At 66.2% G+C, this 12225-nt stretch carries 6 protein-coding genes; 3 read left to right on the top strand and 3 right to left on the bottom strand.

Features of this window, described 5'->3' with window-relative positions; translation table 11 throughout:
• The 3 genes from Q0672_RS19180 to Q0672_RS19170 all read left to right on the top strand — a co-directional run.
• Positions 1-5960 (top strand): SdrD B-like domain-containing protein (locus tag Q0672_RS19180; RefSeq protein ID WP_298624811.1); only part of this gene is annotated, 5960 nt, incomplete at its 5' end.
• Between the two features lie 92 nt (positions 5961-6052).
• Positions 6053-6712 carry a PEP-CTERM sorting domain-containing protein gene (locus Q0672_RS19175; protein ID WP_284187214.1) on the top strand — a complete coding sequence of 220 codons (660 nt, stop codon included), beginning with the start codon at positions 6053-6055 and terminating at the stop codon, positions 6710-6712.
• Positions 6713-7004: 292 nt separating this feature from the next.
• Positions 7005-8717 carry a tetratricopeptide repeat protein gene (locus tag Q0672_RS19170; RefSeq protein WP_298624808.1) on the top strand — a complete coding sequence of 571 codons (1713 nt, stop codon included), beginning with the start codon at positions 7005-7007 and terminating at the stop codon, positions 8715-8717.
• A 9-nt stretch (positions 8718-8726) separates the two neighbouring features.
• On the opposite strand, the gene Q0672_RS19165 is transcribed toward Q0672_RS19170, so the two are convergent.
• The 3 genes from Q0672_RS19165 to gap all read right to left on the bottom strand — a co-directional run.
• A complete protein-coding gene (locus Q0672_RS19165) occupies positions 8727-9890 on the bottom strand; it encodes a diguanylate cyclase (RefSeq protein WP_298624806.1) in 1164 nt (387 codons plus the stop codon).
• Positions 9891-10048: 158 nt separating this feature from the next.
• Positions 10049-11233: a phosphoglycerate kinase gene (locus tag Q0672_RS19160; protein ID WP_153159984.1), complete on the bottom strand. Its 1185-nt coding sequence runs from the start codon at positions 11231-11233 to the stop codon at positions 10049-10051.
• 66 nt (positions 11234-11299) lie between these two features.
• The coding region (gene gap, locus Q0672_RS19155) for a type I glyceraldehyde-3-phosphate dehydrogenase (RefSeq protein ID WP_298624803.1) at positions 11300-12225 on the bottom strand (926 nt) is incomplete at its 5' end.

Below are 12225 nucleotides of genomic sequence, written 5' to 3'. Positions count from 1 at the left end.
CCGACACCACCACCGGCAAGACCATCCAGACCGTGCTCGACTCCGGCGAGTCCGATCGCACCTGGGACGCCGGCATCATCGCCAGCCCGGGCGCCATCACCGGCACCGTGCTCGAAGACACCAACAACGACAACGTCGGCGACACCCCGCTGGCGGGCGTCACCGTGGTGCTCAAGGACCCGGTCAGCGGCACCGTCATCTCCACCACCACCACTGACGCCAGCGGCAACTACAGCTTCAACGGCGTGCCCCCGGGCAACTACGTGGTGCAAGAGACCAACAAGCCGGGCTACACCGACGTGTCCGACAAGGACGGCGGCGACCTGAACAGCATCGCGGTCACCGTCACCCCGGGCAGCACCAACAGCGGCAACAACTTTGTTGACGAACGTCTGCCGGGCGCCATCAGCGGCACCGTGCGCGAAGACAACGACAACAACAACACCGGCGACACCCCGATCGCTGGCGTCACCGTTGCCCTGATCAACGCCACCACCGGCCTGGTTGTTGCCACCACCACCACCGACGTGAATGGCAACTACACCTTCACCGGTGTGCCGGCAGGTACGTACAACGTGGTCGAAACCAACAAGCCGGGTTACACCGATGTTGGCGACAAGGATGGTGGCAACCCCAACAGCATCTCCGTGACGCTGACCCCGGGCCAGTCCAGCACCGGCAACGACTTCGTCGACGAGCGTCCCGCCACCCTGGGCGACAAGGTCTGGGAAGACACCAACGCCAACGGCGTGCAGGACGCGGGCGAAGCCGGCATCGCTGGCGTCACCGTCGTGCTGAAGGACGCCACCGGCACCCCGATCAGCACCACCACCACTGACACCAACGGCAACTACAGCTTCACCGTGACCCCCGGCACCTACTCGGTGGCCGTGCAGGCCCCGGCTGGCTACGTGGTGACCGGTCAGGACCAGGGCGCCAACGAAGCGACCGACTCGGATGTGAACAGCACCGGTCAGTCCGCCAACGTCACCCTCGTCTCGGGTCAGAACAACCCGAACGTGGATGCCGGCCTGTACAAGCTGGCTGAACTGGGCGACAAGGTCTGGCTCGACAGCAACAGCAACGGCGTGCAGGACGCGGGCGAAGCCGGCGTCACCGGCGTCAAGGTGACCCTGCTCGACGCCGCCGGCAACGCGGTGACCAGCACCACCACCGACGCCAGCGGCAACTACCTGTTCTCCGGTCTGAAGCCCGGCACCTACAGCGTGCAGTTCGACAAGGCCACCCTGCCGGCCGGCTACGCCTTCACCACGAAGGACGCCGCCGCGGGCACCGACCTGACCGACAGCGACGCCGACACCACCACCGGCAAGACCATCCAGACCGTGCTCGACTCCGGCGAGTCCGACCGCAGCTGGGACGCCGGCATCGTGGCCAACACCGGCAACATCAGCGGCACCGTGCGTGAGGATCTGGACAACAACAACACTGGCGATGCCCCCATTGCCGGCGTGACCGTTGCCCTGGTCAACCCGACCACCGGCGCCATCATCGCGACCACCACCACCGACGTGAATGGCAACTATGTCTTCACCAACGTGCCGGCGGGTTCGTACAGCGTGGTCGAGACCAACAAGACCGGCTACATCGACGTGTCCGACAAGGATGGCGGCAACCCGAACAGCATCTCCGTGACGCTGACCCCGGGCCAGTCCAGCACCGGCAACGACTTCGTCGATGAGCGCACCGCCGCCATCGGTGACAAGGTGTGGCTCGACACCAACGCCAACGGCGTGCAGGACGCGGGCGAAGCCGGTGTTTCCGGCGTGACCGTGAAGCTGCTCGACAGCACCGGCAACGTAGTCTCCACCACCGCCACCGACGCCAACGGCAACTACCTGTTCAGCAGCCTCGCCCCGGGCGACTACGCGATCCAGGTGACGGCGCCGGCTGGCTACGTGGTGACCGGCAAGGATCAGGGTGGCAACGACGCCACCGACAGCGACATCGATCCGACCACCGGCAAGACCATCAACACCACCCTCAGCGCCGGCGAAACCGACCTCTCCTGGGATGCGGGCATCTACAAGACCGCCTCGCTGGGTGACAAGGTCTGGCTCGACAGCAACAAGAACGGCGTGCAGGACTCGGGCGAAGCCGGTGTTTCCGGCGTGACCGTCAAGCTGCTGGATGCCCTCGGCAACGTGGTCGCCACGGCGACGACCGACGCCTCGGGCAACTACCTGTTCAGCAACCTCATCCCGGGCAGCTACGCCGTCCAGGTTGTGGCGCCGACCGGCTACACCTTCACCACGAAGGATTCCGCCTCGGCCACCGACCTGACCGACAGCGACGTGGATGCGACTACCGGCAAGACCGTGCTGACGACCCTCGACTCGGGTGAAAACGACCTGAGCTGGGACGCTGGCCTGGTTGCTCCGGTCGTGGCCGCCTCTTACGGCGACAAGGTGTGGCTGGACAAGAACGCCAACGGTGTTCAGGACGCGGGCGAAGCCGGTCTCTCCGGTGTCACCGTGAAGCTGCTCAACAGCGCCGGTTCCGTGGTTGCGACCACCACCACCGACGCCAACGGCAACTACCTCTTCACCAACCTGACCCCGGGTGACTACTCGGCCCAGGTGGTGGCGCCGACTGGCTACTTCATCAGCGCCAAGGACCAGGGCGGCAACGACGCCACCGACAGCGACTTTGATCCGACCACCGGCAAGACCATCACGACGACCCTCTCGGCCAACGAGAACGATCTGTCGTGGGATGCGGGCCTGTACCAGAAGGCTTCCATCGGTGACAAGGTCTGGGCTGACTGCAACAACAACGGTATCCAGGACGCCACCGAATCCGGCGTGCCGGGCATCACCGTCAAGCTGCTCAACGCGGCTGGCGCTGTTGTGGCCACCACCCTGACCGACATCAACGGCAACTACGTCTTCAAGGACCTGATGCCGGGCACCTACTCCGTGCAGTTCGTGGCCCCCACCGGCTACACCTTCACGACCAAGGATGTCGGCAGCAACGACGCGGTGGATTCCGACGTCGGTGGCACCACCGTCATCGGCACCACCAACCTCATCACCAACGGCAGCTTCGAGAACGGCACGACCGGCTGGTGCGGCAATGGTGACTACATCGAGGTGAACACCGCGGGTGCCTACGGCGTCTCCGCCGTTACCGGTGCCATGGTGCTCGAACTGGATGCCAACAAGACCAACACGGTCACCGGCGTCTATCAGGACATCACCACCGTCGCCGGCCAGAGCTACCAGCTCTCCGTCGATGTGGCCCAGCGTGCCGGCTACGCTGCTTCCACCAACACCGTGGAAGTGTTCTGGGAAGGGGTGAAGATCGCCACCATCGATCCGACCTCGACCGCGCTCACCAAGTACACCTTCACCGTGACTGCGGCCGATGCCAGCAGCCGCCTGGAGTTCCGTGAGCAAGCGGGCGACGACGACAGCGTTGGCGGCATCATCGACAACGTCAGTCTGGTCACCATCAACGGCGGCGGTACGGTTGGCACCACCATCCAGACCACCCTCGAATCCGGTGAGAACGATCTGACCTGGGACGCCGGCCTGACCGTCAAGCCCGTCACCGCGTGCTTCGACTTCACCGGCAACACCGCGACCGACGGCACCGATGGCAACCTCCTGTGCTACAGCAACAACGGCATCTCGGTGAACGCCAGTGCCTTCAGCCGTGACAAGACGACCGGTGCGTGGGCCAAGGCCTACCTCGGCGCCTACGGCGGTGGCCTGGGTGTGACCGACAGCAGCGAAGGCACCGGCTCCGGCAACACCCACACGGTGGACAACAACGGCACCCGCGACAACTACGTGCTGTTCGAGTTCTCCCAGACCGTGGTGGTGGACAAGGCCTACCTGGGCTACGTGGTCGGCGACAGCGATGCCAAGGTGTGGATCGGCACCGTCAATGGCGCGTTCGACAGCCACATCACCCTCAGCGACGCCGTGCTCACCAGCATGGGCTTCACCGAGGTAAGCGCCAGCACCCTGACCTCTGCCCGCTGGGCCGAGCTCAATGCCGGCGGCGTGGCGGGTAACGTGCTGATCGTGGCGGCCAACCCGGGCCAGACCGACGACTACTTCAAGCTCCAGCAAGTCGTGGTCAGCACCCCGAGCGCCTTCTGCGCCACCGACGTCTCCATCGGCGACAAGGTGTGGGAAGACACCAACAAGAACGGCGTGCAGGACGCGGGCGAAGCCGGTATTGCCGGCGTGACCGTCAAGCTGCTCAACGGTGCCGGTTCGGTGGTTGCCACCACCACGACCGACTCGACGGGTAGCTACCTGTTCTCGAAGCTGGCGGCGGGCGACTACAAGATCCAGGTCGTCACCCCCAACGGCTACGCCATCACCTCCAAGGATGCTGGCGGCAACGATGCCACCGACAGTGACATCGACTCGACGGGTACCACCGGGCTCTACACCCTGACCCAGGGCAGCAACAACCTGACCGTCGATGCCGGCTTCTACAAGCCCGCAGCCGCCGCGGCCAGCATTGGTGACCGGGTGTGGGAGGACAAGAACTTCAACGGTATCCAGGATTCCGGCGAAGCCGGCATCAAGGGCGTGACCGTCAAGCTGCTCAACAGCGCCGGCTCCGTGGTGGCCACCGCCACGACCGACGCGAGCGGCAACTACCTGTTCAGCAACCTCGCCGCCGGTGACTACAAGGTTCAGGTGGTGACCCCGACCGGTTACTACGTGACCAAGCAGGATCAGGCCGGCTGGAACGGCACCGATAGCGCCGTCAATGCCTCCGGCTACACCGGCACCATCGCCCTGGCGGCGGGCCAGTCCCTCCTGAAGGCGGATGCCGGCCTGTATCGCAAGGCCAGCGTTGGCGACAAGGTCTGGCTGGACAGCGACAGCGACGGCATCCAGGACAGCGGTGAGTGCGGTGTGGCCAACGTCACGGTCAAGCTGCTGAACGCCGCAGGTGCCGTGATTGCCACCACGACCACCGATTCCGCCGGGTGCTACAAGTTCAGCAACCTGGATCCGGGTCAGTACAGCCTGCAGTTCGACAAGAGCAACGCCTACTACTACACCGGTTCGTACGATTGGTGGGGCAATGCCAAGACCCAGAACGTGTCCTCCACTGGCTACCAATGGACCACGAAGGACGTCGGCAGCAACGCCTACGACACCACCGACAGCGATGTCGCCCGTGTGTCCTCGACGTACTACAACCAGGGCAACACCGACAAGTTCACCCTGGTGTCGGGCCAGTACGACAGCAGCCGCGACGCTGGTGTGTGCCCGATCGTGATCGACCTGGACGGTAACGGCATCCAGACGATCAGCCGTGAAAACGCCAATGGCACCTTCGACCTGTTTGGTACCGGCGTGGCCGTCAGCTCCGGCTGGCTGTCCAGCGGCGATGCCTTCCTGGCGATCGACGCCAACGGCAACGGTGTGATTGACGGCATCAACGAGCTGTTCGGCGGCAACGGTGCCGGTCAGGGCTTCGCCAAGCTGGCGTCCTTCGACAGCAACGGTGACGGTGTGGTCGATGCCGGCGATGCGGCCTTTGCCAGCCTCTCCGTGTGGCGTGACGCCAACAGCAATCAGCAGACCGACGCCGGCGAGCTGATGAGCCTGTCGGAAGCCGGTGTGGCCAGCATGGCGGTTTCGTACTTCGCCCTGCCGGCGGTCGATGAGCAGGGCAACCTGCACCTCGAGCGCAGCACCGCGACCCTGGCTGACGGCAGCTCGGTGGACATGACTGACGTGTATTTCAACGTCGATGCCGCCGAAGCCGCCCAGGCCGGGATCACCCTGCCGACCATCTCCGAGCTGCTGAGCAACGATGTCAGCCTCGACGAGGTGCTGGGTGCTTCCGTGGCGGTGGGTGAAGTGGCTGCCCCGGTGACTGTCAGCGACAGCGCCGTGGCTGCCCTGAGCCAGCTCAGCCACCTCTACGAAGAGCAGCAGTTCGCCCTGGCAGCAGCCTAAAAAACGCTTGGCCCCGGCCGGGTTCGCCCGGCCGGCCAGGCACCTGAATCAAGCAATACCCGAAATCACTTTTTTAACGTAGGAGCGAGTAAATGATGCAAATCTCCAACATGAAGAAGGCTGCCCTGGCCTTTGCCGCCGCCGGCCTGATGGCCAGCGCTTCCGCCCACGCCGACTCCCTGCTGCTGGACCAGGACGTGAACACCCTGCTGGCCTTCACGGTGGACGTCTCCGGCCTGTCGAAGAGCGTCGAAACCGGCGTCTTCAACGTCGCCAACCAGACCACTGGCGGCTCCTTCCTGGCCTTCTGCTCGGAGCTGCTGCAGGGCGTGTCCGTCGATGCCGTGACCACCGGCCTCGAGTTCAGCCCCTCCGGCGCCGTGCCGGCTGCCGTGCAGACCCTTTACAACCAGAGCTTCAGCCTGGTGAACCCGACCAGCGCCGTTGAAGTTGCTGGTTTCCAGATCGCCCTGTGGGAAGCCCTGGATGACGGCGACCTGTTCGGTGGCGCCCTGCAGAACTGGGCTGGCAAGACCGGCTCCGTGACCGAGAGCGAAGCCCTCGACCAGGCCTGGATCTACCTGACCGCCCTGGCTGATGGTGACCCCGCCACCGCCAGCTACAAGCTGACCAACTGGGGCAACGCCCTGAGCCAGGACATCATCGAAGCCAAGATCCCTGAGCCCACCAGCATGGCCCTGGGCGCCCTGGGCCTGGCCGGTCTGTCGCTCGTCCGTCGCCGCAAGTCCTGATTGCGGGCCGAGGTGGTGCGGGCTTGCCGCGTCACCTCGCCGAAGCAGGGCCGGTAACGGTATCGCGAAAAGGGGGCTCGCCCCCTTTTCGCCTTTTCTGGCAGCAGCCGGGAGGCATCGACCCGCCGCTGTCACCAATTAAATCTCGATCGTCCCCAAACAGTCGGCGTGGCCTGCTGCAGGCCGTGACGTATGCATTCGTCCGGGACGCGGGCCTCGGCTATCGTCTGCCGAACGTCCGTGAACCGTGAATATCCGGTTCCGCACCCCGCCATTCGCACCCGAGGTTGTCATGTATCGAACCCGTTCCCTCTCTGCCGTTCTGACTGGTGCAGGCCTGGCCATGCTGGCGGCTACCGCCAGCGCCGAAGTGCTCCTCACCACGCCCCAGAACCCGCTCACGGCAGCCCCCGGCCGGTCCGATCTCGAGGCGCTCAACAAGGGGCAGCAGGCACTCGCCGCCCGTCAGTTCGAGCAGGCCGAAAAATATTTCGGCGACGCTTACAAGCTCAATCCCCGCTCCGTCGAGGCCATGCTCGGGCTGGCTGCTGCAACCCACGCAGCAGGCAAGTCGAAGCTGGCCCGGGACTGGATGAGCAGCGCCGTGGCCATGGCGCCCGGTCAGGCCAATGTGCTGCAGGCCCAGGCCAAGCTGCTGGTGGAGCTCGGCCTGACGACCGAGGCGGAGGAGAGCTACCGCGCCGCGATTGCCGGCCAGCCCGGCCTCGTGCAGCTCAAGCTGGATCTTGCCGCGCTGTACCTTGAAAAACTCAAGAAGCCGGCCCAGGCCGCCGCGGTGCTGCGGGACGTGCTCAAGCAGCACCCCGAGATGGCCGCCGCCCACCTGGGGCTCGGCCTCGCCCTGTCGGCCGACGGCAAGATCGAGGAAGCCTCCCGGGTGCTCGACGAGGCCGTCCGCCGTGATCCGAACAACCCCTTCGCGCTCCACGCCCAGGGCCTCGTGGCCCTGCGCCTGAGTCAGGCCGACCGGGCGCTCGCCGCCTTCGACAAGGCGCTCACGCTGCGCAAGGATTTTGCCGGCGCCATGATCGGCCGCGGCGACGCCCTCCTGGCCCTCGGCAAGGGCGACCAGGCCATCGACGCCTATACCCGCGCCAGCGCGCTGGCGCCCAGGAGCGCCTACCCCCACGCCCTGCGCGGCATCGCGTTTGAAAAGATGAAGCGCCTGCCCGAGGCCGAAGCCGCCTACCGGGAAGCCCTGAAGATCGACCCCGAAGATGTGCGCATCATGAACAATCTGGCCTTCGTGCTGGCCAGCCAGAAGGTGAAGCTGGACGAAGCCCTCAAGCTCGCCGAACGTGCGGTGGCCAAGGACGGCAACCGGGCCAGCCTCTACGACACCCTGGGTGTGGTGTACCTGGCCCGCAACGACTCGAAGGCCGCCCGTCAGGCCTTCGAGAAGGGCCTGGCCCTGGAGCCCGGCAACCTGACCCTGCGCCAGCATCACACCATGCTCGGTTCCAACCAGACCGTCGCGACCACCAGCGCGCCGGCCGCGCCGGTCAAGCCCGCGGCTGTCGTGGCGGCCCCCGCACCGGCACCCGCGCCGGCCGTGGTGGCGAGCGCCCCGAAGGCCGCGCCAGCCGTTGCTCCGGCCCCGGCAGCGGCCCCAGCCCCGGCAGCGAAGCCGGCCGCAGTCGATGCCGATGCGACCAAGGCCGTCGCGAGCCGGCTGGAATCCTGGCGGCAGGCCTGGGAAGCCAAGGACACCAACCGCTATCTGGCTTTCTATGGCGCCGACTTCGTGCCCGCCGACAAGCGCGCCCGTAGCGCCTGGGAGGCCGACCGCCGGGTGAAGCTCGACAAGAAGGGCGACATCCGCGTCCAGGTGGATGCCCCCAGCTTCAAGCTGGAAGGCAATGTGGTGGTGGTCACCTTCGAGCAGCGCTACAAGTCCGGCAACTACAGCGACGCCGGCCGCAAGCGCCTAGAGTGGGTGAAGGACGGCAGCGACTGGAAGATCCGCCGCGAAGCCCAGCAGTAATCGGGCGTATCAGGCCAGCTTCCAGCGGCTCCCGCCGGCCTGCTTGGCGGCGTACATCGCCCGGTCGGCCTGGCCGAGGATGTGGTGCAGGTCGTAACCATCCTTCGGGTAGGTGGCGATGCCGATGCTGGCCCCGAGGGCGTTGCCCGGGCAGATGTCGTCGGGAATGTCGCCAATGGCCGCCACCAGCCGGTTGCAGAACTGCCCGATGTGCTCCGGGTCGTGGAGGTTGGGGCACAGGATCGCGAACTCGTCGCCCCCCAGACGCGCCACCAGATCGGTGGTGCGGGCGGTGGATTCCAGGCGTGCCGCCAGCTGCACCAGCACCTGGTCGCCGGTGGCGTGACCGAAGCGGTCGTTGATCGGCTTGAAGCCATCCAGGTCGATCACCAGCACCGCGCCGGCCGAGCCGTCGACCCGCGCACGGGCCAGGATGCCCAGCCCGGTTTCGGTGAAGGCCTTGCGGTTGGCGAGGCCGGTCAGCGGATCATGGCGGGCCATCTCGCGCCAGCGTTCGCTCTCCTTCTCCATCTGCCGGTGCCGGCGCAGCATCCCCAGCACGATCACCAGGAAATTGCCCAGCGCCAGCACGAAGGCGCCGGTCTGGATCGCCCGCAGATCCCGCGAGCGGCGCACCGAGTCGTGTTCGAGGGCGGTGGTGAGCCTGTTCATCAGCGCCAGGATCTCCCGGTTGTTGCCCACCATGTAATCGGCCGCAGCGGTATAGGCGCGCCCCTCCTGTGCGGTGGCTGCGGCGGGCAGCAAGCCACGCACTGGCGTGATGAGTGTCCGGGCCCGGGCCACGACCTCGGCGGCCTCGCCCTCCACGGCCTGCAGGGTGACCGGCGCATCGTCGCCCCCGGTGGTCTGGCCGCCGTCGGCGAAGGCCAACAGGGTGCGCTCGAACAGCCCGAAGGCGAGGTCCACCTCCTGGGCTGCTGCGTTGACTTCGTTCGGGGTGGTGGCGCGGGTGGTGAGGAGCAGCGCCTTGGTGGTCTGCTGGGAGAGCATCCGCTGGCGCCCGGCCAGGTTGATCGCGACAGCATCCTGGGCGATCTGGTTGGCCAGCCACAGGTTGATCATCAGCACGCTGAGGTCCAGCGCGACAAACATCACGATGGCGGTGATGAGTCGACGGGGCGAACCTATCAGGGTACTGACCGGGATCGGCATGGACGTTGTAGCACCCCGCCGGGTTGTCGGCGACGGCGAGGCTGGCAGGACGATGAGCTGATTATCGGCACGAAAGCCCCGCCTGTGTAGGGTTACGCCTCCAAAAATGCCAAACGGCCCGAAGGCCGTCTGGAAAAGGGTGAGCCGGCAGGGCCGGATCAGTCCTTGTAGCGCTCTTCGAGGGCCGCGATGGCCGGCAGGGTCTTGCCTTCGAGGAACTCGAGGAAGGCGCCGCCGCCGGTGGAAATGTAGCCCACGTCGTCGGCGATGTGGAACTTGGCGATGGCCGCCAGGGTGTCGCCGCCGCCAGCGATGGAGAAGGCTTCGGAGTGGGCGATGGCGGAGGCCATCATCTTGGTGCCGCCGGCGAACTGGGGCAGCTCGAACACGCCGACCGGGCCGTTCCAGACGATGGTGCCGGCGTTGGCGATGATCTCGCCCAGGCGCGCGGCGCTCTTCGGGCCGATGTCGAGGATGCGGTCGTGGGCGGCCACGTCATCGACGGAGATCTTGTTGGCGCGGGCCAGGGCGGAGACTTCGTCGGCCACCACCACGTCGGTCGGCAGGGGGACTTCGGCGCCGCGTTCCTTCATGATGTCCATGATCGCGTGGGCTTCCTTGACCAGATCGGGCTCGGCCAGGGATTCGCCAATGCGCTTGCCGGAGGCCAGCAGGAAGGTGTTGGCGATGCCGCCGCCAACGATCAGCTGGTCCACCTTGTCGGCCAGCGACTTGAGGATGGTCAGCTTGGACGACACCTTGGAGCCGCCGACGATGGCGACCAGCGGGCGGGCCGGGTTGCCCAGGGCCTTGCCCAGCGCGTCGATCTCGGCGCCCATCAGGATGCCGGCGCAGGCCACGGGGGCGAAGCGGGCGATGCCGTGGGTGGTGGCTTCGGCGCGGTGGGCGGTGCCGAAGGCGTCGTTCACGTAGATGTCGCACAGGGCGGCCATCTTCTTGGCGAGCTCTTCGTTGTCCTTCTTCTCGCCCTTGTTGCAGCGGCAGTTTTCGAGCAGCACGACTTCGCCGGCGGCGACTTCGAAGCCACCGTCGACCCAGTTCTGGATCAGGCGAACGGGCTTGCCCAGCAGCTGGCCCAGGCGCACGGCGACCGGCGCGAGGGTGTCGTCGGCCTTCAGCTCGCCTTCGGTCGGACGCCCCAGGTGGGAGGTGACCATGACCGCGGCGCCGCCTTCGACGGCGTACTTGATGGACGGGATGGAGGCGCGGATGCGGGTGTCTTCGGTGATGTTGCCGGCGTCGTCCTGGGGCACGTTCAGGTCGGCACGGATGAAGACACGCTTGCCCTTGACGTCGAGATCGGTGAGTTTCTTGACTTGCATGATGATGTTCTTCGAGGCTTCGGAATGAAAAACGCCCCGCGCAGGCGGGGCGTCGAAACAACAGGCTTACTTGGCGTTGACGTAGGCGCGGGCCGCGTCGAGCATGCGGCAGGAGTAGCCCCACTCGTTGTCGTACCAGGCCAGCACCTTGACCAGCACGGAGCCGTCTTCACCCTTGATGACGCGGGTCTGGGTGGCGTCGAAGGTGGAGGAGACGGTGGTGTGGTTGAAGTCGGAGGACACCAGCGGCTCGTTGTTGACGGCCAGGATGCCCTTCAGCGGGCCGTTGGCCGCGGCGGTCATCAGCGCGTTGATTTCTTCCTTGGTGGTGGCGCGCTCGGCGGTGAAGGTGAGATCCACCAGCGAGACGTTGATGGTCGGCACGCGCAGGGCGAAGCCATCGACCTTGCCAACCAGCTGCGGCAGCACCAGGCCGACGGCCTTGGCGGCGCCGGTCTTGGTCGGGATGATGTTGGCGGCGGCGGCGCGGGCGCGGCGCAGATCCTTGTGACGGACGTCCACGGTCACCTGGTCGTTGGTGTAGGCGTGGATGGTGGTCATCAGGCCCTGCTTGATGCCGACGCTGTCGGCCAGGATCTTGGCGACCGGGGCCAGGCAGTTGGTGGTGCAGGAGGCGTTGGAGACGACGGTCATGTCGGCACGCAGCGCTTCTTCGTTGACGCCCATGACGATGGTGGTGTCCACGTCGTCACCGCCCGGGGCGGAGATCAGCACGCGCTTGGCGCCCTGGTCGAGCAGCGCCTGGGCCTTGGCCTTGGTGGTGTAGGCGCCGGTGCACTCGAGCAGCACGTCCACGCCGTGGGAACCCCAGTTGACGCCCTTCGGATCCTTGGTGGAGTAGAACGGGATCTTCTTGCCGTCGATGATGATGACGTTGTCGCCTTCGGTTTCGACGGAGGTCGCAAAGCGGCCGTGGGTGGTGTCGTACTTGAGCAGGTGGGCGTTGGTGGCCAGATCGCCGGAGGCGTTGA

Origin of the sequence: uncultured Zoogloea sp. (assembly GCF_937894855.1) — a bacterium.
GTDB classification, from domain to species: domain Bacteria; phylum Pseudomonadota; class Gammaproteobacteria; order Burkholderiales; family Rhodocyclaceae; genus Zoogloea; species Zoogloea oryzae.
Note: the sequence above shows the minus strand (reverse complement) of the source record. Positions and strands in the feature narration are given on the sequence as shown.

Bases quoted from the DNA above. Each gene is read 5' to 3' on its own strand.
- Q0672_RS19175 (WP_284187214.1), top strand. From the start codon at position 6,053: ATGATGCAAATCTCCAACATGAAGAAGGCTGCCCTGGCCTTTGCCGCC.
- Q0672_RS19170 (WP_298624808.1), top strand. From the start codon at position 7,005: ATGTATCGAACCCGTTCCCTCTCTGCCGTTCTGACTGGTGCAGGCCTG.
- Q0672_RS19165 (WP_298624806.1), bottom strand. From the start codon at position 9,890: ATGCCGATCCCGGTCAGTACCCTGATAGGTTCGCCCCGTCGACTCATC.
- Q0672_RS19160 (WP_153159984.1), bottom strand. From the start codon at position 11,233: ATGCAAGTCAAGAAACTCACCGATCTCGACGTCAAGGGCAAGCGTGTC.